Raw genomic sequence first — 24291 nt, 5'->3', positions numbered from 1 at the left:
TCACCTGGCCCCGTCGACCAGCGGGTCGACGACCCCGACCCAGATCCGGTTCAGCTCGGACACGTACCGGCCGCCCTTGGTGTCCTGCGGTACGACGAGCCGCGGCCCGGCCGCGTCGTCGAACGGCACGCCGTCCTCGGAGACCGCGAGCAGGACCTGGCTCCTGGCGAACCCGGGATCGAGTTCGGCCCAGGCGAACACGGCGCGGTAGTCGCCTCCCCCGGTCGCGGCGACCACCCCGCGCAGCTGGCCGTTCTTCTTGCTCGGGTCGAAGCGCGGCTCCGCCGTCTTCAGCACCTCGTACAGCGGCACGCCCGCGTACGTGTGCTCCTGATCCCCCTTGGCGCTGGTGAACTTCACCGGCGCCGAGCTCTGCGGCAGCTTGCGCAGGTCGGCGAGGGTGAGGGTGTAGGGCTTGGCGACCTCGCCGCCGACCTGTACCTCGCCCGGCTTCAGCGGCGCGGCGGAGGCCTTCGCCGAGGCCGCGGCGGAGGCGGAGGCGGGGACGGAGGCCTCGGAACCCGTCTTCGCGTCCTTGCCCTCGGCCGGCTGACCGCAGCCCGCGAGGACCAGTACGCCCGCCGCGAGCGCGAGGCCCGCTCTGCGAAGGTTTCCGCGACGTTCCATGGACGACCCCTCCCGCCACGCCGATCGACTACCCCGCAGATGCGAGGCGATCAGCCCCCATGTGGCGAAAATGCCGTGCGCAACATACCGGAACTCCCGCATCTGCCCCACCCCGTGAAAACCGCCCTGGAGCATCGGCCGAACGGCCCGCCCGCAATCCCCGCCGAACACCCCGGTCGCTTCGTGGCAACACCGCCGAGGACGGGAATTCCGGGCCGGAGGGCCCGGCGGCGATGATGGGAGCCCGCCCGCGCATCACCCGGAACACGAAGCAGGAGCACCGCCCATGGCACGTCGGGTACACCAGCCGCTGGAGAACCAGGAGTTCGACTTCATCCTCGGCATGACCGAGGGGCCGGTTCTCGCCTACTTCATCGGGACCTGGCCCAAGGCCCTGGAGTCCTGCCGGGCGATGGACGCGCTCGTGGCCGAGGCGGCCGAGGAGTACGGCACGCGCCTGACGGCCGTCCGCACCGACATGACCCGCTGCCCCGAGCCGACCAGGCGCTTCGCCGTGACCGGCGCCCCCACCGTCGTCCTCGTCAAGGGCGGCGAGGCCGTGGCGAGCCATGCGGGAGCGATGGACGCCGCCGAGCTCCGCGCTTTCCTGGACGCCCACCTCTGAGCGTCCGGGAGGCCGCTCGGCCGGGCGGGCGAAAGCGGTCCATCTGGCCGAAAGTGGCATAGGTCAGATAGGTGCCTTGGGCATGTAATGGATTCCGGCGAGACGGACCCACGGAACCATGCTTACGAGGTGCTGCATGTCAGAGACCGTTGCCTTCCCCCAGGACCGAACCTGCCCCTACCACCCGCCGACCGCCTACGACCCGCTCCGCGAGGGCAGGCCGCTCTCCCGGGTGACCCTCTTCGACGGCCGCTCGGTCTGGGTGGTCACCGGGCACGCCGAGGCGCGCGCCCTGCTCTCCGACGGACGGCTGTCCGCCGACCGGAGCAACGAGGCGTTCCCCACTCCCACCAAGCGGTTCAAGGGCCTCCAGTACCGCCGTACGGCCCTGCTCGGCGTGGACGACCCCGAGCACAACGTCCAGCGCCGCATGCTCATCCCCAGCTTCACCCTCAAGCGGACCGCGGCCCTGCGGCCCGCCATCCAGGAGACCGTGGACCGGCTGATCGACGAGATGGTCGCGAGGGGGCCTTCGGCGGAGCTCGTGAGCGACTTCGCCCTGCCCGTCCCCTCGATGGTGATCTGCGCCCTGCTCGGAGTGCCCTACGAGGACCACGAGTTCTTCGAGGGGGCGTCTCGCAGACTCCTGCGCGGGCCCGAGCTCGCCGACGTCGAGGCCGCGCGGGACCAGATCAACGGCTACCTCGCCGATCTGATCGAACGCAAGCGGACCGAACCGGGTGACGGGCTGCTGGACGAGCTCGTCGCGACCCGCCTGGAGACCGGCGAGACCGACGTGGAGGAACTGGTCGCGCTGGCCGCGATCCTGCTCGTCGCGGGCCACGAGACGACGGCGAACATGATCTCGCTCGGTACGTTCACCCTGCTGCGGCACCCGGAGCAGCTGACCGAGCTGCGCGCCGACCCTTCGCTGATCTCGGTGGCCGTGGAGGAGCTGATGCGCTTCCTGTCCATCGCGGACGGAATGCTGCGGGTGGCCACCGACGACATCGAGATCGGCGGGGTGACGATCCGTCCGGACGACGGGGTGGTGTTCTCCACCTCCGTCATCAACCGGGACCCCGCGGTGTTCGCGCAGCCGGACGCGCTGGACTGGCACCGGTCCGCCCGGCACCACGTCGCGTTCGGCTTCGGCATCCACCAGTGCCTCGGGCAGAACCTGGCCCGCGCCGAGATGGAGATCGCCCTCGGCACGCTGTTCGCGCGGCTGCCCGGGCTCCGGCTGGCGGCCGAGCCGGAGCGGATCCCGTTCCGGCCCGGCGACACCATTCAGGGCATGGTCGAACTCCCCGTGGCATGGTGAGGAACATGTCGCCACAGCGCATCGACATCAAGACGGACATCTGCATCGGCGCCGGACAGTGCGCCCTGACCGCACCTGACGTGTTCACCCAGGACGACGACGGCTTCAGTCAGGTGATCCCGGGCCGCGAGGACGGCAACGGCAGCCCGCTGCTGCGCGAGGCCGCCCGGGCCTGCCCGGTCGCCGCCATCAGCATCAGGGAGGAGTGACCCCGCCACCACGAGCGGCGGGGCCGCGGGAGCCCGTACGGCTCAGAGCAGGGCGACGGCCCGGCGCTCCAGCTCCAGCGAGCGGTCCACGAGTTCGGCGCATTCGTCGAACAGGGCCCGTCGCGCGGCGGCGTCGGAGTCCGGCTCGGCCGTACGGGCCAGGCCCGCCAGCCGCGACCAGTGCCCGCCGGAGTCCCGCAGGAGCGAGGCCGCCTCCGGCCGCCCGGCGAGGTCGAGGAAGTCGGCGTACAGCGGCCGGGTGGCGCCGGGGGCGGTCCACTCCTCCTCCAGGCAGGCGTAGAGCCGCGCGGTGCCCGCCCGGAAGGCCTCCGGGCCGGCGAACCGCCGCTCCCAGCCCGTCTTCGTGGTCCGGTCGCGCAGCTGCGCGGCCAGCTTCTCCATGCCGGAGAAGCCGAAGTTGACGTCGAACTGGTTGCCGAGCACCGGCCCGGTGAGGCGGGTGACGGTCGCGGCGACGGCCCCCTCGACGTCCGGCTCGCCCTCGGCCGGGCCGGTGGGCACGACGAGCTGGTGGCGGCCCTTGCGGTGCGCGGTCCAGGCGGCGCCGAACTCCTCCCGGTCGATCCGGTACGGGGTCTCGGCCCCGTCCTCGATCAGCAGGTCGTCGCCGTCGTATCCGGCGATGACGACGGTGTACGGGTCGGCGCCGATCATCTCGGCGTCCGGGTCGGCCTCGTGCCAGGGCAGCGACGACCGGTCGACGACGCAGAAGGCGGGCTGACCGCCGTCGAGCGCGGCGCGCACCCGGCCCCAGCGCGGTTTGGTGGCGCGCGTGGCGTCGTAGGGGATCCGCAGGCGCCGCAGTGCGACCTGCACCCAGGGCTCGGGGTGGGCCTGCGCGACGATCGTCGCGATGGGCGCCCGGCCGGCGTACTCGAACACGAAGTACATGAAGCCGATCCCGCCGGCCAGGCCCGCGATCAGCTCCTCGTCGTGGGCACTGCCCAGGGCGTGGCGGATCAGGGAGGCCTCGCGATGGCGTCCGGTTCCGAAGTCTTCGTACACGAGCACAGTCATGCGATCAGCCTAGCCGCGCGCCGCCCATGGACCGGACGGCTACTTCCTGTACAGTTGTCCAGGAAATCGGGTCAACTGGAGGTTGTCGTGCACACGGTCGCTCAGGTCCTCATAGGTGTCGTCGCCGCCCTGCACGTGTACTTCCTGGTCCTGGAGATGTTCCTGTGGCAGCGGCCGCCCGGCCGGGCCCTGTCGGGCTTCGACGCGGACCTGGCCCGCCGCACCGCGCCCCTCGCCGCCAACCAGGGCCTCTACAACGGCTTCCTGGCCGCCGGCCTGGTCTGGTCGCTGGTCATCGACTCCCTCGCCACGCAGATCTTCTTCCTCGTCTGCGTGATCGTCGCCGGGCTGTACGGGGGCGCGACCGCCAACCGGCGCATCCTCCTCGCCCAGGCCCTGCCCGGCGCGCTCGCCCTGGGCGCGGCGCTGTCGGCCGCGTGAGCCCCGAGGACCCGCGTACCGCCCGCACCAAGGCACGGCTGCGGGAGAGCCTGCTCGCCGAGTGCGCCGACCGGCCGCTCGGAGAGGTCAGCGTCTCGGCCGTGGTCCGCCGGGCCGGGGTCGGCCGCGCCACGTTCTACCTGCACTACGTGGACCTCCCGGCACTGGCCGTCGACGCCTGCGCCGACGTGGTGCACGCGGCGGTCGACGCCCTGCACGCCTGGCAGACCGAGCCCGGCGCGCGCGCCCCGGTCCGGCCCCCGGCCGCGCTGGCCGGCTTCCTCACCGACGCCGCCGCGCACGCACCCCTGTACCGCACCCTGCTCTTGGCGGGCGGCGGCGGCCCGCTCGGCGAGCGCCTCCACCGGGAGCTGCGCGCCCGGGCCCGCGCCGAGCGGACGGCGGCCGGCGCACCCCACGCCGACCTGGTCGCCTCGGCGGTGGCCGCGGCCTTCACCGGGATCCTCGCCGACTGGCTGCACGGCAGCGTCCCGGGCTCCCCGGCGGAGCTGGCCGGCCACCTCTGGCCGCTGCTGCTGGCCCTGCACCGCGCGGGCTCGCGGCCCGCGGCCCCGTAACGGCCATGAGCCCCGCCGGACCGACCGGCGGGGCTCATGTCACGGGCTGGGCTCGTGAAGTGGCGTCACAGAAGTGGCGTCACAGTGGTTGTCACCGAAGAGGAACCACGTTCTCCGCCTGCGGGCCCTTGGGGCCCTGGGTGACGTCGAACTCGACCTTCTCGTTCTCCTGCAGCTCCTTGAAGCCGGTGCCCTGGATGGCGGAGAAGTGCACGAACACGTCGGGGCCGCCACTGTCCTGCTGGATGAAGCCGAACCCCTTCTCCGAGTTGAACCACTTCACGGTGCCTGTTGCCATCAGTACTGATCCTTCTCAACGTTCCACGCGGGCCGCACGTGCGGTGCAGCCGTCCCCATCCTGCCCGTCCGCCCCGCCCACCACACCTCAGGCGCGGCCGATCGGAGCAGGGTCGAACTCCTTACCGGCCGATTCGGCGGGCACCGGGCGGGGCGCCGCCGCAGCGGCCCGGCGCGGTCCGCCGGCCCGGCAGCCCAGGCACTGCGCGTGCCCGGTCCGCGCGACGGTGTCCCGGGTACGCCAGTCCCACGCGGAGCGGGGGCGGGGGCCGCTGGGCTTGCCCCATCCGGCGAGGTGCAGCAGCCAGGTGACGATCCCGGCCGCCGCGACCAGACCGAGACCGAGCCAGACACCGGGCGTCCAGGCCGCGCACAAAGCGGCCCCTGCTCCGGTGAAACCGATCAGGGCCAGGGCGGTACCGGTCCAGCCGGCCACCGTGTGGCCCATGTCGACGTCTCCGTGCGCGCTCATGATTCTCTCCATACGGACGGGCGGCAGTAGGCTCGAAAGGCGAGATGCCTTAGTCAGCAAGATAAGCATCTCACGAGCTAAGTTACTTAGACACTAAGGAGTATGTGCGTGCAGGGCAAGCCCCGCCCCTCCGCCACGGCCGAGGAGGCGCTGTCGCGCATGGACCGGTACGTCGCGCTGAGCCTGATCGGCCAGCAGGAGGTGGCGCAGCTGCTGGGGCTGAACGTCACCGACCTGACCTGCCTGGGCCACATCCTCGGCGCCTGCGACGCCCCCCTCGGCGCCGGCGACCTCGCCGAGCTGACGAACCTGACCACCGGGGCCGTGACCGGCGTACTCAACCGCCTGGAGCGGGCCGGATACGCCCGTCGGCAGCCGGACCCCGCGGACCGGCGCCGGGTGCGCGTCGTGGCCGTACCCGAAGCCGCCGCCCGGGTCATCGCGGTGTACGAGCCCCTCTACGCCCGGCTCGGCGCGGTGTTCGCGCAGTACTCCCCCGACGAGGTCGCCGTGATCGCCGACTGGTTCGAGCGGGCGACCGTCGAGATGACCGCCCACCTCGCCGAGGTGCGCAGCGGACGGCTGGGCCCCGCGGCCCCGTAGCCATGGCCCCGCAGCCGCTGCCCTCGCGGGCCGACCGCTCCCCCCGGCGGCACCCGGGCGCCACGGCCCCGATGGTAAAATTCGACTTTTCACGTCTCACGGAAGGTTCTGCATGAAGAACCCGTCGGTTCACGGGCGTTTCGGCATCAAGGCCGGAGCCAAGGCAGGCCCCAAGGGCGGTGCGAAGTCGGGCGGCAAGACCCCCCGGACCGCTCCGCTGCGGGGCGAGTACGCGATGCCGAAGACGGCCCTGCCGGCGCTGGCGCCGGTGGAGGCGTTCTCCGAGCTGGACCTGCCCCGTGAGCTGGTGACGACGATGACCGACCTGGGGGTGACGCAGCCGTTCCCGATCCAGGCGGCGACCCTCCCCAACTCCCTGGCCGGCCGCGACATCCTCGGCCGCGGCCGCACGGGCTCCGGCAAGACGCTGGCCTTCGGCTTGGCCCTGCTGGCGCGCACCGCGGGCAGCAAGGCCGATCCGAAGCGCCCGCTGGCCCTGGTCCTCGTACCGACGCGCGAGCTGGCGCAGCAGGTGACCGAGGCGCTGACCCCGTACGCGCAGGCCCTTGACCTGCGGATGGCCACGGTGGTCGGCGGGCTGTCGATCGGCCGGCAGGTGAGCGCGCTGCGCACCGGCGCCGAGGTCGTCGTCGCGACCCCGGGACGGCTCAGCGACCTGGTCGGGCGGCGCGACGTCCACCTGGAGCGGGTGAGGATCACCGTCCTCGACGAGGCCGACCAGATGTGCGACATGGGCTTCATGCCGCAGGTCACCGAGATCCTCGACCAGGTGCACCACGCCGGGCAGCGGATGCTGTTCTCGGCCACCCTGGACCGCAATGTGGACCAGCTCGTGCGCAGCTACCTGAAGGACCCGGTCGCGCACTCCGTCGACCCGTCGGCAGCCTCGGTGAGCACGATGGACCACCACGTGCTGCACATCCACTCCGCCGACAAGTACTCCGCCGCCACCGAGATCGCGGCGCGCGAGGGCCGGGTGCTGATGTTCCTGGACACCAAGCACGGCGTGGACCAGTTCGTGAAGCACCTGCGGGCCATGGGCGTACGGGCGGAAGGGCTGCACAGCGGCAAGTCGCAGCCGCAGCGCACGCGCACGCTCGCGCAGTTCAAGACCGGGGCCGTCACGGTCCTCGTCGCCACGAACGTCGCGGCGCGCGGCATCCACATCGACGACCTCGACCTGGTCGTGAACGTGGACCCGCCGGCCGACCACAAGGACTACCTGCACCGCGGCGGCCGCACCGCGCGCGCGGGCGAGTCGGGCAAGGTCGTCACCCTGGTCACCCCGAACCAGCGCCGGGACATGGTCCGCCTGATGGCCGAGGCCAAGATCCGGCCGACCATCACCCAGGTCCGCTCCGGCGAGGCCGCGCTCAGCCGGATCACCGGGGCCAAAGCCCCGTCCGGTGTGCCGCTGGCGGGTGCCGAGCCGACCGATGCCAAGGGCCGGCCCTCGGGCTCGGACCTCGGCTTCCGCGGGATCGGTACCCGGCCGGGCCGGCCCGGGGCGGGCAAGGAGTCCCGCAAGACCTCGGAGGCGCGCAAGCTGGCCGAGGCGCGCCGCGCCGCCCGGGTCCGCCGGGGCGGCTGAGGCCCGAAGACACCGGTGCCGGCCCCCTGTGCGGGGACCGGCACCGTACGGATGTCCGCGGACGGGCGATCGACGGGTCAGCCCCGGCGGCGTCGCCGCCGGGCCACGATCGCCCGCGTGATCACGGGCGGGAGCAGGTCCTTGGCCAGCCTGCGCCAGGCGGTGGCGACCCGCGGGCGGGGTCCGGGCTGGTGCGCCGGCTGCGGCGCGGCGGCGGGTTCGGGCGCCGGACGCAGCGGCTTCGGGGGCACGGGCGGGACGGCCCCCTCGTCGCCTATGCGGACCAGCGACTGGCCGGCCACGAGGTCCACCCCGTGCCACAGGTCCTCCCGGCCCTCCAGCCAGGAGAGCAGATCCGCCTGGTACGGCGCCGCGTCGTCCCAGGTCGCGTACAGCTTCGACGCCGAGACGGCGATGAGGTGCAGCTCGCCGGTGGCCACCGCGGCCCAGACGGCTGCGGCGACGCCCGGGCAGTGTTCCGAGCGGTAGTCGTCGAAGACGACGACGGCGCCCGGGGCGGCCACGACCCGCGAGGAGGCGATGTCCTGGACGACGTGCTCGTAGAGGTGCGAGGCGTCGATGTGGACGAACCGGCAGCTCGCCGCGCGGACGCGTTCGGCGACGACGGAGGTCGGCGCCTGGATGATCGTGGGGAGCTCTTCGCGGAAGGCCAGGTAGTTCGTCTCGAAGCCGCGGCGGGTGAGCGTGGGGTACGAGTCCTGCATCTCGGCGAGGTTGGAGTCGTCCGGCGCCGGGGAGTCGAAGAGGTCGCAGACGGTGAACTCCTCGCCCTCCCGCAGGTACCCCCCGAGGAAGATCGCGCTCTTCCCCATGAAAGCGCCGAGTTCGAGAAGATCGCCCGGCTTCTCCTCCGCGCCGCGGCGGGACAGGAACCAGTCGAAGAGCACCTGGTCATAGCCCGAGAACCAACCCTTGACCTGGTCGTACGAGGTTGGTGCGGGCGGGGCCGGCTCGCCGTCGGGGGTGGTGACGGGAGCATGGGAAACGTGCGACACGGAGAGCAGCCTCCAGTGGAACGGCATCGGAATCAACGCTGATACCCGGCCAGGTAGGCAGACCTTAAACCCCCGAACGGCCGTGTGACGAGACTCCTGTGCGAAGCGGATAAAACCGCGGCCCCGGTCCCCCGCACTTCTGCCCGCCTCCGGGTTCAGCCCGTGGCGTTCCGGCGGCGCAGGCGCGCGGCGGCGACGGTGCGCACGCGGTGGGTGCGGGCCGTCGCGGCGAGCAGGCCGAGTGCCTCGTACGAGGTGAGCGACTGGGCGGCGGTGCGCTGGCACCAGTCGGAGGCGGCGGTGAGCTCGGCCGCGGACCACGGCTCGCCGTCGGCGATCGCCTTGAGCAGGGTCCATTCGCGCAGCCGGCGGGCCGGGAAGGCGCGGGGGCCGATCGCGGTGCCCATGGCGCGGGCCCAGCCGGGGAACCGCGGGTCGGCCAGCAGCTGGGCGGCGCGCCGGTCGAGGTGGGTGACCACCGCGCTCTCGGCCATCACCGGGTCGCGGTCGCGCAGTACGGCGGCCACGGCGTCGGCCTCGCCCGCTCCGGTGGCCGCGGCGGCCAGGGCCTCCAGGTGACGCCCGTAACGCCAGTGCTCGGGCACGGTGGTGGCCGTGCCCTCGGCCCCTATGTGGTTCTCGCTTCTCCCCATGCACCCATTCCACACGACTCCCCTGAACACCCGGTGTCCAGGGGTGCCTCAGCCGGGGGGCGCCAGCAGCAGGGCCTCGGAGCCGACCGGGCGGTACCCGGCGGCCTGGAAGGCGCGGATGCTGCGGGCGTTCCCCGCTGCCTGCTGGGACCAGACCGGGTGGCCGTCGGGGACGAGGTGGCGGGCGGCGCGGGCCAGGTCCCGGCCGAGGCCCCGGTGGCGGACCCCCTCGTCCACCTCGATCGCCGTCTCCCAGCGGCCCGCGACACCGCGGCCGAGTACGAGCACTCCCCCGTCGGCCGCCCAGACCCGTACGCCGTCGCGGCGGCGCAGGGCCCGGCGCACCCGCGGGTGGCCGGGGTCGTCGACCTCGCGCAGCTCCAGGGGCGGGTCGCCGGGCAGCGGTCCGGCGACGGTGAGCAGGTCGACGGTGTCGGTGGTGCGGCGGGTGCGGTCCAGCAGGGCGGTGAGGAAGCGGGGGTGCATGGTGGCCGCCAGGGCGTCGCAGTCGAGGGCGGCGAGGGTGGAGCGCACCCACCGCGGGTCCTCGTCGGTGAACACGACGGAGTGCGCGGTGAAGGCGATGACGCCCGCGTCGCGCGGACTCGGCTGGGGCACCACCGTCGTCCCGCCGTCGGCCGGGGGGAACTCCCCCTCGGCGGCCGCGGCCAGGATCTCTTCGAGCGTCTCGCGCGTACGTCCCATGCGTGTACGTCCCCTTGTCCGTCAGACCTGTTCGAAGTGGAAGGACTTGATGAAGCAGTCCCGGGGCCGGCCGACGGCGAAGAAGATGCAGTCCACCGGCGACTGGGCCGTCCGCGGGTCCTTCGCCGTGCGCGGGGCCCCCTCCCACTGCGGGGACAGCGGGTCGTGGTCGTCGAAGTCCGGCGGGTAGAGGGAGATCACGCGGACGCCGTGCTCGCGCAGCCGGCGGGAGAGGATCTCGGTGGAACCCGCCTGGGCGGATGTGGCGGCGTGGAAGGCGTCGTGCGCGTCGGAGGCGGAGAGCAGGTCCGGTCCGTGGTGGTAGCGGGAGCCGTGGTTGAGGAGTACGTCGACACGGTCGGTGCGGGCGGACACCGCGGCCGCGAATTCCCGCACGGAGGCGGGGTCCGCGAGGTCGCACGCGTACGCGTGGACGCGGCCGGCGTCGTGGCCCTGCGCGAGGACCGCCTCGCGGACGCGTTCGGCGGCTTGCAGGGTCCGCGCGCAGAGGTGGACGTCCGCTCCCCGGGCGGCGAACCGGAGGGCGAGGGTCCGGCCGAAGTCCCGCCCCGCGGCGGTGATGACGACGCGGTGGTGTTCGAACCCCATGGCTGCGCTCCGGATTCCGTGGTCGCTACACGGAGCATGATCGCAGCCGCCCCGGGCCGCCGTCCGGCCGGGGGCGCCGGTCCGGCACGGCCGCTTCGCTACCGGGGCCTGCGCACGGAGAACTCGTTGCCGTCCGGGTCGAGCAGGAGCACGCGTCCGTCGTCGCCGCCGCCGGCACCGGGGTCGGCACCGGCGTCGGCGTCGGCGTCGGTACGCGTCGCGCCGAGCGAGATCAGGCGCTCGATCTCGGCCTCCAGGTCGGCGTCGGCGGGCAGCGCCAGCTCCAAGTACAGCCGGTTCGGGCCCGTCTTGGGCGCCACCGGAGGGCCACCCCACGTGATCTTCGTACCGCCGTCCGGCGACTGGATCGCGGTCTCCTGGTCCTGGTCCCAGACCAGCGGCCAGCGCAGCGCCTCGCTCCAGAAGTAGCCGACCTCCTGCGAGCCGTCGCAGGCCAGCGCCCCGATGAAGCCGGTGCCGGCGAGGAACGTGTTGCCCGCCTCGATGACGCAGAACTCGTTGCCGTCCGGATCGGCGAGCACCACATGGCCTTCCTCGGGGAGCTGGCCCACGTCGATGTGCCGTCCGCCGAGTTCCAGCGCCCTGGCCACCGTCCGCCGCTGCTCCTGCGGCGAGCTGCTGGTCAGGTCGAAGTGCGCCTGGTTCCGGCCGGTCTTCGGCTCCTCGCTCGGCAGGAAACGGATGCGGAACCCGGCGGCGTCGGGGGGCAGGAGCGTGATGCCGTCGTCCGTACCGCCGGCCGGCTCCCGGCCCAGGAGCCCGGACCAGAACCGTGCGAGGTCCGACGGCCGGGTCGCGTGGAAGCAGATCGCGAACAGCTGACTGGTCATGCCCGTGCATCTCCGATTCGCCGACGGCCGGTACGGCGCCTCGGCCGCCCCGCGGGCGCAGCCTAGGGGCGCCGTGCGGCACCCGCATCCGGGTTTCTTCCCGGGTACGGCCGGCGTACCGCGCGATCAGTGGTCGGAGGCGTCCGCCGGGAGCTCGGTGAGGGGGGTGCGGGGCGCGTCCGGGAGGCGGAGGCGGGTACGGGCCCCGTGCACCGCGGCCAGTTCGGCGTGGCCGGCCGGGCCCCAGTCGGCGAGTTCGCGGACCTGCTCCGGGGTGGCCAGCAGACGCGCGTACGCCGGGTCCCCGGCCGGGGGCGGGGAGGGGAGGCGGCCCACCGTGCGGGGATGGGCCGTCCCGTCGGCGTGGCGGTAGCCCAGCGGCTCCGAGCCGGGGGCGGAGGAGGGCAGGTGCGCGCAGCCGGTGCTGCGGGAGATCAGCAGCAGGACCCGCCCGTCGGGGGCGAACAGCCAGGCCGAGGGCTCGCGTACGGGCAGCCCCGGGGGCACCGGGCCGGGATGCCAGGTGCCGTGGAGCGGGGTGCGGCGGCTGCGCAGGACCCCGAGCCGGTCCAGGGCGGTCGGCAGGGTGGGGCGGCCGTCCTCCAGGAGGGCGGGGCCGCCGCCGTTGATGCGGGCGCGCAGCGCCGACAGGGCGCGGCGGGCGTCGCCGGGGTCCATCAGGGCGGTGAGGTCGGCCGGTTCGGCGAAGTGGATGCCGGTGATCTCCTGGGCCGGGAGGCGGATCCCGTCGATCCGTTCGGGGGTCCAGGTACCGCCGTCGTACACGTGCATGATCTCCCCCGGGAAACCCATCTCGGGCGGGATGCCCGGGGTGTCGGCGGGGATCCAGTCCACGGCGAGCCCGCGCGGGTAGCGGCCGTCGACCCCGAGTTCCTCGCGCACCTCCCGGGCAGCGGCGGCCGCCGGAGCCTCGCCCGCGTCCACCGCGCCGCCGGGCAGCAGCCGGTCGGGGCGGTAGTCGACGCTCTGGACGAGGACCCGGCCGTGGGCGTCCGTGACCAGGACGACGGCTCCGGTCCACAGCGCGGCCCGCGAAGCCCCGTACTCCTGCGGGGTCATCCACGTGCCCGGCCGGCTTCCGTCGCCCTCGTCCCGGTCTTCGGTCACGGCCTCGTCGGTCAGCTGCGGCATCGGAACTCCGTTCACCGTGGATGGACCCTCCGCCTGTGCAACAGCCCGTACGGCCCCGGGGTTACGCCGGTTCCACCACCCGCCCGCTGACCATCGCTTTGCCGCCCCTATACCTCCTTATTACCTTGTTACACCCTCGTTGGTACGTTCGTCTCGCGGACTGGCGGCTTGGAACCCGCCGGTCCGACCACGTCACCGGCCCGCACCGGACCCGTACGAACCGACCCGCCGCACCACGGAGGAGAGGCAGCACCATGCGACGCGCTTCCCGTAAGGACACGGGCGCGGACGCGGCCAACAGGGCCGCCCCCGCCCGGCGGTGGAGCGCGCCCGTCGTCGCGGGTGTGGCCGGCGGGGCCGCCGCCCTCGGCTTCGGCGGACTGTACGCCGCGGGGCTGCTCCTGACCGGCGAGGACATCGCGTCCGGCACCAAGGTCCGAGGAGTCGACATCGGCGGGCTGAGCCGGGCCGAAGCCGTCCGGCGCCTGGACCGGGAGCTCGGCCCGGCCGCCGCGGCCCCACTCGGGCTGCGCGTCGGCGACCACGCCGAGCAGGCCGAACCGGCCGCCCTCGGCCTGTCGTTGGACACCGCCGCCACCGTCGCCCGGGCCGCCCGCTCCGGCTCCGGCCCGGTCAGCGTGATCGGCCGCCTCTTCGCCTCCGGCGACCCCGATGTCCGCCCCGTGGTCCGCCTCGACGAGAAGAAGGCCCGCGCCGCCCTCGACGGGATCGGCGAGAAGGCCGGCCGGGAGGTCCGCGAAGGCGCCGTCACCTTCGAGAAGGGCAAGGCCAAGGCGGTACCTCCGGTCACCGGCACGGCCCTCGACGTCGACCGCTCCCTAGGCGTGCTGCGCGAGGCCCACCCCCGTACCGGCGGCGACCCGCTCGAACTCCCGGTCCACCGGACGCAGCCCCGCATCGGACAGGCGGAGACCGACCGGGCCCTGAAGGAGCTCGCCGAGCCCGCGGTGTCGGCCCCCGTCACGCTCACCGCCGGAGGCGAGCGCATACCGGTCGGCCCCGCCCTCCTCGCCCGGCACCTCTCCCTCAAGGACGACGGCAGCCGCCGCCTGACCCCCGCCCTCGACGCCAAGGCCCTGCTGGCCGACCCGGCCTTCGCCGACCCGCTGCGCCGGGCCGTCCCCCGCCCGGCCGAGGCGAAGCTGCGGCTCGACGCCTCGGGGCAGGTCGCCGTCGCCGAAGAGGGCCGCGCGGGCCGGCAGATCACCGAGCGGGCCCTGACCGCGGCCGTGCTGCCGCTGCTGAAGGGGAGCGGCCCGGCCGCCCGTACCGGCGAGGTCGCCACCGAGCCGGTCCGGCCGAGGCTCACGCGGGACACGGTCCGGCAGCTGGGCATCAAGGAGAAGACGTCCTCCTTCACCGTCCGCTTCGAGCCCGCCGCGTACCGGACGACCAACATCGGGCGCGCCGCGGAACTGATCGACGGATCGCTGGTGCTGCCGGACGAGACCTGGAGCTTCAACCGGACCGTGGGCGAACGCACCAAGGAGAACGGCTTCGTCGACGGCCTGATCATCAACAACGGCCGGTACGAGAGGGCTTCCGGCGGCGGGGTCTCGGCCGTCGCGACCACCGTCTTCAACGCGATGTTCTTCGCGGGCGTCAAACCAGTCGAGTACGGGGCCCATTCGTTCTACATCGAGCGCTACCCGGAGGGCCGCGAGGCCACCGTCGCCTGGGGCAGCCTCGACCTGCGCTTCGCCAACGACTCGGGCAAGGCGCTCTACATCCAGGCGGAAGCGACCGACACGGCCATCACCATCACCTTCCTCGGAACGAGGAGGTACGAGGAGGTACGCGCGATCCAAGGCCCCCGTGCGAACGTCAAGCAGCCGGCGACCCGCACCGACAGCGGGCCCACGTGCGAACCCCAGTCCCCGCTGGAGGGCTTCGACGTCTCCGTCGACCGCGTCTTCGTGCAGGGCGGCCAGGAGGTCAAGCGGGAGACGATGAAGACCCGGTACACCCCGCGCGACCGCATCACCTGCGGATGACGCAGACGCGCGGCGGCAGCGGGCGGCTCACTGCCGTCGACGCCGTCCGCGGGTTGGCCGTCCTCGGGATGTTCGCCGTCCATGTGGGTCCCGGACCGCGGCCCGAGGGCGCCGGGTACCTGATCGTCGCGGCGGACGGGCGGGCGCCCGCGCTGTTCACCCTCCTCGCCGGGTTCTCCCTCGCCCTCGCCCAGCGCGGCCGCCCGCCCGCGGAGCGGCCGGACGGCTGGGCGCACCGCTACCGGCCCCTGCTGATCCGCTGCGCGGTCCTGGCCGGGCTGGGGCTGGTGCTGGCCGCGCTGTGCCCCGGGATCCTGGTCATCCTGGCCTTCTTCGCCGTCTACTTCCTCGCCGCCGAGCCCTTCACCCGGCTGCCCGCCCCGGTGCTCACGGCCGTCGCCGGGGTCTCGGTGGTCGCCGGTCCGCTGCTGTCGTTCCTGCTCGGCCCGGTGTTCGGGTACGAGACCTCCGGGCGCGGCGCGGTCCCCGTACCAGCCTCCCTCACCGGATGGGACGGGCCGGGCCGGGTGCTGTGCGAGCTGCTGCTCACGGGCGCGTATCCGCTCGCCACCTACTTCCCGTACGTCCTGGTCGGGCTGGCGGCCGGCCGGCTCTGCGATCCGCGCGAGCGCCGGGGCGCCGGGCGGATGGCGCTCTGGGGCGCGGCCGCCGCGGCCGGCGGCTACGGCTCCGCCTGGGTGGCCGCCCATCTGCTCGGCGGCCGGGAGCGCCTGCTCGACGTGGTCGCGGCCCGCCACCCGGAGGCCCTGGGGGCGGCCGATCCCGTACGGGAGGTGCTGAGCGGGCAGTTCGGCGCCGTGCCGAGCACCTCGTGGGACTGGCTGCTGGTGGCGGACCCGTACAGCCAGACGCCGCTGGAGACGATCGGCAACGCGGGGGTGGGCTGCGCGCTCGTCGGGCTCTTCGCGCTCGCCGCGCACGGCCGGGCCGGGGCGCGGCTGCTGCGGCTGCCGGCCGCGCTCGGGGCGATGGCCCTGAGCGCGTACGTCCTGCACGCGCTGGTCCTGGCCGGCCCGGCGCACGGGGCCGGGAGCTGGGGAGCGCTGGCCGGGTTCGCGGGGGTCGCCCTGGCCGCGGCCTGGGCCTGGCAGCGCTTCTGGGCGCACAGCCCGCTGCGCCGGGGCCCGTTGGAACACCTGCTCCGGCTGGCCGCGCAGGGCGGCGGCCGCTGAGACCCGCCCCTGCCCCTTCCGTCCCTCGCGGTATGTCCGGTGGCGGGCGGTCGCGGGCGTGAGGACTTCTCGCGCCCCTGCCGAACGCCCCTGCGAGCCCGCCGTCCGTCACCCGTGTGTGTGACCGTGCGTAGGTTCCGGCAGCTGTCGTACGGCAGGGTGGGCGGATGCTGCGACGCCGGGCGGCCCTGCCCCTGCCCTTGATCCTCGCCGCGGTGGCGCTGACCGCCGGGTGCGTGACCGTACGGCCCGACCGGCCCGCGGAGGCGGCCCGTACGGCTCCGGCCGCGGAGCCGGGAGCGGTCGTCGAGGCCCTGCCGCTGGGGCGGCTGCCGGAGCCGCCGCCGGCCTCGGAACCACCGGAGCCGGAGCCTTCCGCGCCGGCCGAGGGAGCGGCCGAGGAGAGCCGGCCGGCTCCGCCCCGGGCCGCGGAACGCGCACCGGCCCGGCCGGCGCGGCCCGGCCGCCCGGCCCCCGCCCCCAAGCCCCGCACACACCCGCGCGTACGACAGGACCCGGCACCCGCGCAGCCGCGCCCGTACGACATGACCGCCCTGTGCGAGGCCGCCAAGGGCACGGTCCACCCCTCGATCGTCGCCCTCTGCCGCTGAGGCCTGATGTGGATCATCCGTGTGGATTCGGCCCGGCTGCCGGGAGGCGGGGGGACGGTTCGCTTGGATGGGCGGCGCGGGTCCGACCTGAGGCCCGTACCACCTCCACTCCCAGGGAGTCGCCATGGCGAAGATCGCCCTGTTCGGCGCGACCGGCACCATCGGAACCCGCGTCCTGCGCGAAGCGCTCGACCGCGGCCACGAGGTCACCGCGGTGGTCCGTGACCCCGCGAAACTCGCAGACTCCGGAGCCGAGGTGATGCTCGGCGACGTCCTCGACCCGCACTCCGTCGCCGAGGCGGCCGCCGGCCAGGACGTGGTCGTCAGCGCCGTCGGCCCAGGCGGCGGGGACCCGGCCGTCCTCGTGACCGCCGCCAAGTCCCTGATCGGCGGCGTCTGCACGCTCGGCCCGGACGTCCCCCGCCCCCGGGTGGTCGTCGTCGGCGGGGCCGGTTCGCTGCGCACCCCCCAGGGGCCGCTGGTCAGCGCCGAGCCGGGCATCCCGGAACCGGTCCGCGCCCTCATGCAGGCCCACGCCGAGGCGCTGGACTTCCTGCGCACCGTCCCCGTCGAGGAGGTGAGCTGGACCTGCCTGAGCCCGGCCGCGCAGGTCGCTCCGGGTACCCGGACGGGCACCTACCGGCTGGGCCTCGACGACCTGGTCGTGGAAGAGGACGGCCTCAGCCGGATCTCCACGGAGGACTACGCCGTGGCCCTGGTCGACGAGATCGAGCGCGACGGACATCCCGGGAAGCGGTTCACCGTCGGCTACTGACCGGGCGCGTCCGGCGCCCCCTCCCCCGCGTACGTCCTCGTGAGTTCGGCGCCGATCCGGGCCAGCCACTGGCGTACCTCCGGCGGCTCCAGCACTTCCACCCCCGCCCCGAGCCCGGCCAGATGCCCCGCCAGGGCCCTGGCCGCCGGTCCGTCGACCCACACCTCGGTCCAGCCGTCGGGCAGCGGACCGCCGACGCGCACCCGGCCGCCGAGGAAGCGCTGCAGCAGGGCCAGCGTGTCGGGGCGGACGCGGGCGCGCGCGGTCACCGTGTACATGCCGTCCTGGAAGGCGCCGGACAGCGTCCGCCACGCCGTGGCGAGGTCGAAGCCGGGCGGCCGGACCACGGGTTCGCCGGTCGGCTCGACCGAGGTGACCCGGCTGAGCCGGAAGGTGCGCAGGCCCTTGTCCGTACCGGCGACGAGGTAGTCCACCCCCGCCTTGGCCACGAGCCCGAGCGGGTCGACCGTGCGCTCGCCGGCCGGTTTGCCGACGCCCGCGTACCCGAGGCGGACGCGGATCCCGTCCACGACGGCGCCCTGCAGCGCGGAGCGGTGGCCGGCATCGGCGGTGAGGGCGTTGCGGGACCAGTCCGTGGCGTCGACGACCCCGGCGCGGGTCGCGGCCTCCGCCTGCGGCCGCAGGGTGGGGGGCAGGGCCCTGACCAGTTTGCGCAGGGTGGTGCGCAGTTCGGGGGTGGCGGACAGGGGGCCGGTGACCAGGAAGAGCGCCCGGATCTCGTCGGCGGTCAGCCCGGTGAGGTCGGTACGGGCCCCGCCGACCAGGGACCAGCCTCCCCCACGGCCACGCTGCGAGTAGACGGGGATGCCGGAGGCGGCCAGCGCCTCCAGGTCGCGGCGCGCGGTGCGCTCCGAGACCTCCAGCTCGGCGGCCACTTCGGGGACGGTGACGCGGCCGCGCTCCTGGAGGAACAGCAAGGCCGCCACCAGCCGGTCGGCTCTCATCTGCCTTTTTCCTCCTTCGTGGGCCTGTTCGTCGTCTCCGTTTCATTCTCTTCGGAAAACTGGCCAGAAGGTGGCCACTTTGCCTTCGAGGATGGAGGCATGAACGAGACCGAACAGCTCATCGCGACCCCTTCCGACTCCACCGGCGCCGTCGCCGCCCCCTCCTCCTCCTTCGATCCGCGGGTCGACCTCGCCGCGGCCGTCGAGTTGGCGGGCCGTACGCTGGCCGCCGTCCGGCCCGGGCAGTACGACGCCCCGACCCCCTGCGAGGAGTTCGACGTCCGGCGGCTGGCGAGCCACCTCGTGGCCGTCGTCCGGCGGATCTCGGTGATCGGCCGCGGCGAGGACCCGTTCAGCGTCCCGTCCTTCGCCGACGAGATCGCCGACGGCGACTGGGCGGCGGCCTGGGAGCCGGGCGCCCGCGAGGTCGCCCAGGTGTGGGCGGACCCGGCCATCCTCGGGCGGCAGCTGCGCCTGCCGATCGGCGTCCTGCCGGGCGTGGCCGCCGCCGTCGTCTACACCCACGAACTGACCGTGCACACCTGGGACCTGGCCCGGGCCACCGGACAGAGCCCGGACTGGGACCCGGCCCTGATCGAGCGGGTGATCGGCGTCGTACGCGGCGCGCTGCCGGCCGAAACCCGCGGCGGACGGATCCCGTTCGCCGAGGTGGTGCCCGTCGATGCCGATGCCCCGGCGATCGACCGGCTGGTGGCCTGGGCCGGACGCCGCCCCTGAGGGACCCGGTGCGGGGGTTATTGGGTGGATGGCCCGGCTCCGGATACCTAGAGTGACGACGAACCGTCGTCGAGCTGGAGCCGGCCATGCGCACGCACTACCCCCGCACCCCGCACCTGCCCTGGTCCCCCGGGGCGGGGGCGGACGACGTGCGGGCCGCCGGACTCGCGGGGCTGACCGGGCGCGAGGTCGTGGTCACCGAGAAGCTGGACGGCGAGAACACCACCCTGTACGCGGACGGGCTGCACGCGCGCTCGCCGGACTCCGGCCACCACCCCTCGCGGGCCTGGGTCAAGGGCCTCCAGAGCCGGATCGGCGCCGGCATTCCGGCGGGGTGGCGGGTGTGCGGGGAGAACCTGTACGCCCGCCACTCGCTCCCGTACGAGGACCTCGACAGCTGGTTCTACGGGTTCTCGGTGTGGGACGGGGAGCACTGCCTGGACTGGGACCGGACCGTGCGCTTCCTGCACGGACTGGGGGTGCCCACCCCGCGCGTGCTCTGGCGGGGCGTCTTCGATGAGCGCGCCCTGCGCAGGCTGCGGCTCGACACCACCCGGCAGGAGGGGTACGTCGTACGGACGGTGGCCGGGTTCGCGCGGGCGGAGTTCGGGCGGTACGTCGCCAAGTGGGTGCGCGGCGGCCACGTACAGACGGACACGCACTGGATGTACGCGCAGGTGGTGCCGAACGGGCTCGGTGCGCGGGCTCCGCTGTGGGCGGTGCGCTCGGGTTCCGAGCCGGATGCGGCGCAGCTGGCGGCGGCCCTCGGCCCGGTCTCCGGGCCCGCGGGCGGGGGCGAGCCGTACCCGGCGGACGGCGAAGCGGACGCCCCGGGCGTCGGGCCGGTCGTCGCCGAGGTGGCGGGCCGGCTCGACGCGTCCGGCCGTACCGGCGAGGCCCGGCTGGCCGGGGTACTGGCCGCCGTGCTGCACCGCGCGCCGCGGGCCCGGATCGCGGCGCGGCTGGCGGCGGGGCCGCTGGGGATGCCGCTCGCCCGGCGGGTGGCCGACCTGGTCGGGCTGTACCCGTACCTGCAACGGCCGTTCCCGGACGAGGGGCGGCGGGCCGGGCTGGTCCGGATGGCCTGCGCCGCCGATCTCGGCGTGCTGCACGCCCTGGCGGGGGCCGCGGCGGCGGGCGACGCGCAGGCCCGCGAACACGTCGAGTGGTCCACGCTGTACGCCGAGGAGGCCGGGCTGCTCGGCCCCGATCCGCTGGGTCCGCTGCGGGCCGGGCTGCGGGAGGCCCTCGGGGACCTCGGTCCGGACGCGGCGGACCGCTGCTGGGCGGAGGCCCGCGAGGCGTACGGGCGGGGCGGGATCTCCACCGCCGAGGAGGCCGTCGCCGCGACCTGGCGGTGGCGCGACGGGCACTTCCCGAAGCTGGTGCAGCTGTGCGGGCCCTCGGGCAGCGGCAAGAGCACGTACGCCCGGGGTCTGCCGGGCGTGGCCGCGTACATCGCTCTCGACGATCTGCGCGCCGCGCGGGGTTCCCGGGCCGACCAGCGCGCCAACGCGGACGTGCTGCGCGAGGGCCTGGACCGGCTGGACGCCGCGCTGGCGGCGGGCGCCGGGTCCACGGTGGTGTGGGACGCCACCTCCCTGACCGAACAGCAGCGGGGGCTGGCGGCCGCGGTCGCGCGGCGCCGGGACGCGCTGGTCACCCAGGTCGTGGTACTGGTCGAGGAGGAGGAGCTGGCCCGGCGCAATGCCGTCCGGCCCCATCCCGTACCGGCGCAGGTACTGGCCACCCAGCTGCACCGGTTCAGCCCGCCGTATCCCGGGCAGGGGGCGGCGCACCGCATCCGGTACGTCGGGGCGGGCGGGACCGTCGAGGACACGGCGGGGACCATCGGAGCACCGGCGCGGACGCTGCCGCTTCCGGCGGCCGCGGCAGGGGAAGTGGCAGCGGCAGCGGCAGCGGCAGCGGCAGCGGCAGCGGCAGCGGGCGAGGACGGCTGATGCGTACCAGTGAAGAGCTCTACCACCAGGTCCGCTGGGACCCCCGCTTCGATCCGGCCCGCTTCGTGTTCGGGCTGCACCAGCGCGGAGCGCCGCCCAAGCGGGTCCCGCTGCCCTCCTTCGTGCCGGGCGGCGACATCCCCTGGCACCGGGTGCTGTTCGTGGAGGCGGACGGGGAGCTCGTATGGGACCGGGCGAGCGGTGTGGACCTCATCGACTCCACCGACGCCGGCCGGATCCGCGAACCGCGGCTGCTGCGGGCCCCGTTCTTCACCGCCCGGACCCCGCACGCGTGGGATCCGGCGGACGGCGGCGCCTGGCGCCCGGCCGGGACGAACCGTACGGCCACGGACCCGAGCCGGGGCCGGGGCCCGCAGCCGCGACCCGTACGGCTGCTGACCTGGAACACCCTGTGGGACCGGTACGACGCCCCACGCATCGACACCGTCCGGCGCAGGCCGATGCTGCTGGCCGACCTGGCGGCCGCGGATGCCGATGTGATCGCCCTCCAGGAGGTCGAACCGGCCCTGCTCGAGCTGTTGTTGGCGCAGCCGTGGGTGCGCTCCGGGTACACCGTGACCACCGATCCCCGGGGCAAGGACGTGGCCGCGAGCGGACTGCTGGTCCTGAGCCGGCTGCCCGTACGGGAGGCGGGACTGCATCTGCTGGGTCCGCACAAGGCGGTCGCGGCGGTGACGGTGGACACCGAGGGCGGCCCGCTCGTCGTGGCCTGCGTCCATCTGACGAGCGATCACACGGAGAACGGGTCCGACCGGCGAGGCGCCGAACTGGCGCGGATCGCCGAGGGATTGAGCGGCATCGAGGCGGACGTGGCGCTGCTCGGCGACTTCAACGACGGCCGCTGCGGACGGGAGGGTCCGGCGGCGGCGCTGGGCATGCGGGACGCCTGGACCGAGGCGCACGGGGCGCAGGACACCACGCCGACCTTCGATCCGGTGGCCAATCCGCTGGCGGCGGTGGGTTCCCTGTCGGGGCGGCCGGCCCGGCTGGACCGGATCCTGCTGCGCTCGGCGCGGGCGCGGGTGCGGGAGGCCGCGTTGCGCGGCGACTCCCCCGGTCCGGACGGGCTGTTCATCTCCGACCACTTCGGGGTGGAGGCGGTGGTGGACTTCGCGGAGCCGGGCGAGGGGCGCGCGGTGCTCGGGGTACGGGCGACCGCGCGGACGGCGGCGGCCTGGCTGCCGCCACACGATCCGGCGGTCGAGGAGCTGCGCCGGGCGCACGACCCGGCCGTACGCCGCTGGCCGGCGCACGTGAACCTGCTGTTCGGCTTCGTACCGGAGTCCTCGTTCGAGGCAGCGCTGCCCCTGCTGGCCGAAGTGGCCGCGCAGAACGCACCGTTCACCGCTCGGCTCGCGGGAGTGCACGGCTTCGGGCACCGTGAGGACGCCACGCTGTGGCTGGACCCGGCGGCGGCCGGCGACGAGCCGTGGCAGCGGCTGCGGCGAGGGCTCGCGGAGCGGTTCCCGGGGTGCCGGGGGCGCGAGGGCTTCACCCCGCATCTGACGCTCGGGCGCAGCCGGGACCCGCAGCGGGCCCTGGCGGAGTTCGCCGCGCGGCTCGGCGGATCCGGGACCGGATCCGGGACCGGGACTGCGGCCCGCGTCGGGGAGCTGGCGGTGCTGTCCCGGCGCGGGGACGGCCCGATGCGGGTGCGGGCGACGGTGGAACTGGGCACGGGCGCGTGGCGATGGGTGCCGGACGCGGAACCGGCAGGGCCGCTGCCCCACGAGCCGGAGACCGGTGCCGGTGCCGGTGCCGGTGCCGGTGCCGGTGCCGACGCCCTCATCGCCCGGATCGCGGAGGCGCTGGGGGACGGCGTGGTGCACCTCGCGGGATCCCGCCGCATGGGCTGCGCCCTGCCCGGAGCCGACCTCGATCTGGTGGCCGCGCTCCCTGGCACGCCGTCGATCACCGAGGTGCGGGAGCGGGTCGCGGCAGCGCTCCCGGAGGCCGAGCGGCTGCGGGAGGTCGTCGGCGCGCGGGTGCCGGGGCTGCGGCTGCGCGCGGCCGGGCTGGACGTGGACCTGGTGGTCGTCGGCACGGGGGCGGTGGATCCGGCCGGGGCGGTGCGGCGGCGGGCGGAGCTCGGGGAGGCGGCCGCGATCGCGCTCGGCGCGGTCGCCGACGCCGACGCGGTACGGGACTTCGTGGGCGGCGGGCGGCATGCGCGGTTCGTCGCGCTGGCCCGGGAGGTCAAGGCGTGGGCGCGCGCTCGGGGCCTGGACTCGGCGCCGTTCGGCGGGCTGCCGGGGCTGGCCTGGGCGGTACTGGCGGCCCGCACGGTCCGCGAGGGCGACGGCCTGTCCCCCACGGCCCTGCTCCGGGAGTTCTTCGGGACCTGGGCCGCCTGGGACTGGCGCGACCCGATCGCCCTGACGGAGGCGCCCCACGAGCCGCACCCCGGCCCCGTCACCGTCCTGACGCCCTCCGCACCGGTCCGCACCTGCACGGCCCAGGTCGGCCCGGGTCTGCGCGACCTCCTGGTCAGGGAGCTGTACCGGAGTTGGGAGCTCATGGAGGAGGGGTCCGGCGGGGACCCCGGCGGCGAGTCCGGTGCCGTGGCCCCTGCCGCTACGCCCCCGCACCGGCGCCACGCGGCCTGGGCGGTGGTGACCGTACGGGCCGACGGGCCGCGGGAGTTCGAGGAGCGCCTGGGCCGGGCCCGGGGGCGGATGCGCGCCCTGCTCGGAGCCCTCGCGGAAGCCGGCGTCGGGGACGCGCACGCCTGGCCGCGCCCCTTCGCCCGCTCCGCCGTCTCGGCCCGGTACGCGATCGGGCTCGGCGCCGCCCCGCCCGACGCGGCCGGACTGACCGCGCTCGCGGGCCGCTGGTCCGCCGAACTGCCCGGTGTCGAGGTCACCTGGGCGGAATGCGGAGCGGTCCCCTCGCTCGGGTGAACCGCCCTCGCCCTGGCGCCAAGTAACGAACACGCCCCGGCCCCGGCCCTCCACCCAGGACCACTCTCCGAAGACGGCCGTGCTCCGTCCCGCCCAGCGGGCGCGGTGGGACGGAGCGGTCACGAGCCTCGGTACGGAACGGTCACGAGCCTCAGTAGAGTCCGCACGACTTTTTTCGTCAACACTTTTCACAAGGATTGAAGAAACTCCGAGTTCACAGGCCCCACCAGTAGTTGACACCTCCTCAGGCGTTCATTTCATGAACGCCGAAACCCTTGACGACCCCCTGGGCGGGCAGTT

At 74.6% G+C, this 24291-nt stretch carries 25 protein-coding genes; 14 read left to right on the top strand and 11 right to left on the bottom strand.

Annotated features, from left to right (window positions below):
• Positions 1 to 627 carry a molybdopterin-dependent oxidoreductase gene (locus CP980_RS30250; RefSeq protein WP_167535898.1) on the bottom strand — a complete coding sequence of 209 codons (627 nt, stop codon included), beginning with the start codon at positions 625 to 627 and terminating at the stop codon, positions 1 to 3.
• 286 nt (positions 628 to 913) lie between these two features.
• Between CP980_RS30250 and CP980_RS30245 the strand changes: the two genes are divergently transcribed.
• The 3 genes from CP980_RS30245 (at position 914) to CP980_RS30235 (ending at position 2785) form a co-directional block, all read left to right on the top strand.
• Positions 914 to 1252 carry a thioredoxin family protein gene (locus tag CP980_RS30245; RefSeq protein ID WP_132759867.1) on the top strand — a complete coding sequence of 113 codons (339 nt, stop codon included), beginning with the start codon at positions 914 to 916 and terminating at the stop codon, positions 1250 to 1252.
• A gap of 136 nt (positions 1253 to 1388) precedes the next feature.
• On the top strand, positions 1389 to 2576 hold the full coding sequence (locus tag CP980_RS30240; RefSeq protein WP_150529541.1) for a cytochrome P450: 1188 nt from the start codon (positions 1389 to 1391) through the stop codon (positions 2574 to 2576).
• Positions 2577 to 2581: 5 nt separating this feature from the next.
• Complete coding sequence (locus CP980_RS30235; protein WP_132759865.1) at positions 2582 to 2785, top strand: ferredoxin; 204 nt, start codon at positions 2582 to 2584, stop codon at positions 2783 to 2785.
• A gap of 42 nt (positions 2786 to 2827) precedes the next feature.
• On the opposite strand, the gene CP980_RS30230 is transcribed toward CP980_RS30235, so the two are convergent.
• A complete protein-coding gene (locus tag CP980_RS30230) occupies positions 2828 to 3823 on the bottom strand; it encodes a BtrH N-terminal domain-containing protein (RefSeq protein ID WP_132759864.1) in 996 nt (331 codons plus the stop codon).
• 87 nt (positions 3824 to 3910) lie between these two features.
• Here CP980_RS30230 and CP980_RS30225 point away from each other — a divergent pair, with 87 nt between their 5' ends.
• A complete protein-coding gene (locus tag CP980_RS30225) occupies positions 3911 to 4264 on the top strand; it encodes a DUF1304 domain-containing protein (protein ID WP_132759863.1) in 354 nt (117 codons plus the stop codon).
• Positions 4261 to 4842: a TetR/AcrR family transcriptional regulator gene (locus CP980_RS30220; protein ID WP_132759862.1), complete on the top strand. Its 582-nt coding sequence runs from the start codon at positions 4261 to 4263 to the stop codon at positions 4840 to 4842. The genes CP980_RS30225 and CP980_RS30220 overlap by 4 nt, the downstream gene beginning before the upstream one ends.
• Positions 4843 to 4933: 91 nt before the next feature.
• Here CP980_RS30220 and CP980_RS30215 read toward each other — a convergent pair whose 3' ends face one another.
• Positions 4934 to 5140 (bottom strand): cold-shock protein, encoded by a 207-nt coding sequence (locus CP980_RS30215; RefSeq protein WP_132759861.1) that lies wholly within the window; start codon positions 5138 to 5140, stop codon positions 4934 to 4936.
• An 87-nt stretch (positions 5141 to 5227) separates the two neighbouring features.
• The gene (locus CP980_RS30210; protein WP_132759860.1) at positions 5228 to 5611 is read right to left on the bottom strand and encodes an HGxxPAAW family protein; all 384 of its coding nucleotides are present in this window, start codon (positions 5609 to 5611) and stop codon (positions 5228 to 5230) included.
• 108 nt (positions 5612 to 5719) lie between these two features.
• Between CP980_RS30210 and CP980_RS30205 the strand changes: the two genes are divergently transcribed.
• Positions 5720 to 6214 (top strand): MarR family winged helix-turn-helix transcriptional regulator, encoded by a 495-nt coding sequence (locus tag CP980_RS30205; protein WP_132759859.1) that lies wholly within the window; start codon positions 5720 to 5722, stop codon positions 6212 to 6214.
• 112 nt (positions 6215 to 6326) lie between these two features.
• The gene (locus CP980_RS30200; RefSeq protein ID WP_132759858.1) at positions 6327 to 7826 is read left to right on the top strand and encodes a DEAD/DEAH box helicase; all 1500 of its coding nucleotides are present in this window, start codon (positions 6327 to 6329) and stop codon (positions 7824 to 7826) included.
• Positions 7827 to 7903: 77 nt separating this feature from the next.
• Here the strand turns inward: CP980_RS30200 and CP980_RS30195 are convergent, their stop codons facing one another.
• The 6 genes from CP980_RS30195 to CP980_RS30170 form a co-directional block, all read right to left on the bottom strand.
• Entirely contained in the window at positions 7904 to 8842 is a 939-nt protein-coding gene (locus CP980_RS30195) for a class I SAM-dependent methyltransferase (RefSeq protein WP_373312862.1), read from the bottom strand.
• 155 nt (positions 8843 to 8997) lie between these two features.
• Complete coding sequence (locus CP980_RS30190) at positions 8998 to 9495, bottom strand: hypothetical protein (RefSeq protein WP_150529540.1); 498 nt, start codon at positions 9493 to 9495, stop codon at positions 8998 to 9000.
• 48 nt (positions 9496 to 9543) lie between these two features.
• The gene (locus CP980_RS30185; RefSeq protein ID WP_150529539.1) at positions 9544 to 10200 is read right to left on the bottom strand and encodes a GNAT family protein; all 657 of its coding nucleotides are present in this window, start codon (positions 10198 to 10200) and stop codon (positions 9544 to 9546) included.
• A 21-nt stretch (positions 10201 to 10221) separates the two neighbouring features.
• Positions 10222 to 10809: an SDR family NAD(P)-dependent oxidoreductase gene (locus CP980_RS30180; protein ID WP_150529538.1), complete on the bottom strand. Its 588-nt coding sequence runs from the start codon at positions 10807 to 10809 to the stop codon at positions 10222 to 10224.
• Between the two features lie 98 nt (positions 10810 to 10907).
• Entirely contained in the window at positions 10908 to 11660 is a 753-nt protein-coding gene (locus tag CP980_RS30175; protein ID WP_150529537.1) for a VOC family protein, read from the bottom strand.
• 126 nt (positions 11661 to 11786) lie between these two features.
• Complete coding sequence (locus CP980_RS30170) at positions 11787 to 12812, bottom strand: NUDIX domain-containing protein (protein ID WP_229906994.1); 1026 nt, start codon at positions 12810 to 12812, stop codon at positions 11787 to 11789.
• Between the two features lie 254 nt (positions 12813 to 13066).
• Here CP980_RS30170 and CP980_RS30165 point away from each other — a divergent pair, with 254 nt between their 5' ends.
• From CP980_RS30165 to CP980_RS30150, 4 genes are all read left to right on the top strand, one after another.
• Positions 13067 to 14827, top strand: coding sequence for a VanW family protein (locus CP980_RS30165; protein ID WP_150529536.1), 1761 nt, complete (start codon positions 13067 to 13069; stop codon positions 14825 to 14827).
• Positions 14824 to 16020, top strand: a complete 1197-nt coding sequence (locus CP980_RS30160; protein WP_150529535.1) for a DUF418 domain-containing protein — start codon at positions 14824 to 14826, stop codon at positions 16018 to 16020. Before CP980_RS30165 ends, CP980_RS30160 begins: the two co-directional genes overlap by 4 nt.
• A 167-nt stretch (positions 16021 to 16187) precedes the next feature.
• On the top strand, positions 16188 to 16631 hold the full coding sequence (locus tag CP980_RS30155; protein WP_150529534.1) for a hypothetical protein: 444 nt from the start codon (positions 16188 to 16190) through the stop codon (positions 16629 to 16631).
• 124 nt (positions 16632 to 16755) lie between these two features.
• Complete coding sequence (locus CP980_RS30150; protein ID WP_150529533.1) at positions 16756 to 17406, top strand: NAD(P)-dependent oxidoreductase; 651 nt, start codon at positions 16756 to 16758, stop codon at positions 17404 to 17406.
• Here CP980_RS30150 and CP980_RS30145 read toward each other — a convergent pair.
• Positions 17400 to 18371, bottom strand: a complete 972-nt coding sequence (locus tag CP980_RS30145) for a helix-turn-helix transcriptional regulator (RefSeq protein ID WP_150529532.1) — start codon at positions 18369 to 18371, stop codon at positions 17400 to 17402. The genes CP980_RS30150 and CP980_RS30145 overlap by 7 nt on opposite strands.
• Before the next feature lie 99 nt (positions 18372 to 18470).
• Between CP980_RS30145 and CP980_RS30140 the strand changes: the two genes are divergently transcribed.
• The 3 genes from CP980_RS30140 (at position 18471) to CP980_RS30130 (ending at position 23991) form a co-directional block, all read left to right on the top strand.
• Complete coding sequence (locus CP980_RS30140) at positions 18471 to 19109, top strand: TIGR03086 family metal-binding protein (RefSeq protein ID WP_132759847.1); 639 nt, start codon at positions 18471 to 18473, stop codon at positions 19107 to 19109.
• A gap of 86 nt (positions 19110 to 19195) precedes the next feature.
• Entirely contained in the window at positions 19196 to 21070 is a 1875-nt protein-coding gene (locus CP980_RS30135; RefSeq protein WP_150529531.1) for an RNA ligase family protein, read from the top strand.
• Positions 21070 to 23991 (top strand): poly(A) polymerase, encoded by a 2922-nt coding sequence (locus CP980_RS30130; RefSeq protein WP_150529530.1) that lies wholly within the window; start codon positions 21070 to 21072, stop codon positions 23989 to 23991. The genes CP980_RS30135 and CP980_RS30130 overlap by 1 nt, the downstream gene beginning before the upstream one ends.
• The last annotated feature ends 300 nt before the right edge of the window (positions 23992 to 24291 follow it).

It is taken from the genome of Streptomyces vinaceus (assembly GCF_008704935.1).
Classification (GTDB): Bacteria; Actinomycetota; Actinomycetes; order Streptomycetales; family Streptomycetaceae; genus Streptomyces; species Streptomyces vinaceus.
This window is presented reverse-complemented; position numbering and strand designations above follow the sequence as displayed.

Coding starts and splice junctions, on each gene's coding strand:
- CP980_RS30250 (WP_167535898.1), bottom strand. CDS start 627: ATGGAACGTCGCGGAAACCTTCGCAGAGCGGGCCTCGCGCTCGCGGCG.
- CP980_RS30245 (WP_132759867.1), top strand. CDS start 914: ATGGCACGTCGGGTACACCAGCCGCTGGAGAACCAGGAGTTCGACTTC.
- CP980_RS30240 (WP_150529541.1), top strand. CDS start 1,389: ATGTCAGAGACCGTTGCCTTCCCCCAGGACCGAACCTGCCCCTACCAC.
- CP980_RS30235 (WP_132759865.1), top strand. CDS start 2,582: ATGTCGCCACAGCGCATCGACATCAAGACGGACATCTGCATCGGCGCC.
- CP980_RS30230 (WP_132759864.1), bottom strand. CDS start 3,823: ATGACTGTGCTCGTGTACGAAGACTTCGGAACCGGACGCCATCGCGAG.
- CP980_RS30215 (WP_132759861.1), bottom strand. CDS start 5,140: ATGGCAACAGGCACCGTGAAGTGGTTCAACTCGGAGAAGGGGTTCGGC.
- CP980_RS30210 (WP_132759860.1), bottom strand. CDS start 5,611: ATGAGCGCGCACGGAGACGTCGACATGGGCCACACGGTGGCCGGCTGG.
- CP980_RS30200 (WP_132759858.1), top strand. CDS start 6,327: ATGAAGAACCCGTCGGTTCACGGGCGTTTCGGCATCAAGGCCGGAGCC.
- CP980_RS30190 (WP_150529540.1), bottom strand. CDS start 9,495: ATGGGGAGAAGCGAGAACCACATAGGGGCCGAGGGCACGGCCACCACC.
- CP980_RS30185 (WP_150529539.1), bottom strand. CDS start 10,200: ATGGGACGTACGCGCGAGACGCTCGAAGAGATCCTGGCCGCGGCCGCC.
- CP980_RS30180 (WP_150529538.1), bottom strand. CDS start 10,809: ATGGGGTTCGAACACCACCGCGTCGTCATCACCGCCGCGGGGCGGGAC.
- CP980_RS30175 (WP_150529537.1), bottom strand. CDS start 11,660: ATGACCAGTCAGCTGTTCGCGATCTGCTTCCACGCGACCCGGCCGTCG.
- CP980_RS30170 (WP_229906994.1), bottom strand. CDS start 12,812: ATGCCGCAGCTGACCGACGAGGCCGTGACCGAAGACCGGGACGAGGGC.
- CP980_RS30165 (WP_150529536.1), top strand. CDS start 13,067: ATGCGACGCGCTTCCCGTAAGGACACGGGCGCGGACGCGGCCAACAGG.
- CP980_RS30160 (WP_150529535.1), top strand. CDS start 14,824: ATGACGCAGACGCGCGGCGGCAGCGGGCGGCTCACTGCCGTCGACGCC.
- CP980_RS30155 (WP_150529534.1), top strand. CDS start 16,188: ATGCTGCGACGCCGGGCGGCCCTGCCCCTGCCCTTGATCCTCGCCGCG.
- CP980_RS30150 (WP_150529533.1), top strand. CDS start 16,756: ATGGCGAAGATCGCCCTGTTCGGCGCGACCGGCACCATCGGAACCCGC.
- CP980_RS30145 (WP_150529532.1), bottom strand. CDS start 18,371: ATGAGAGCCGACCGGCTGGTGGCGGCCTTGCTGTTCCTCCAGGAGCGC.
- CP980_RS30140 (WP_132759847.1), top strand. CDS start 18,471: ATGAACGAGACCGAACAGCTCATCGCGACCCCTTCCGACTCCACCGGC.
- CP980_RS30135 (WP_150529531.1), top strand. CDS start 19,196: ATGCGCACGCACTACCCCCGCACCCCGCACCTGCCCTGGTCCCCCGGG.
- CP980_RS30130 (WP_150529530.1), top strand. CDS start 21,070: ATGCGTACCAGTGAAGAGCTCTACCACCAGGTCCGCTGGGACCCCCGC.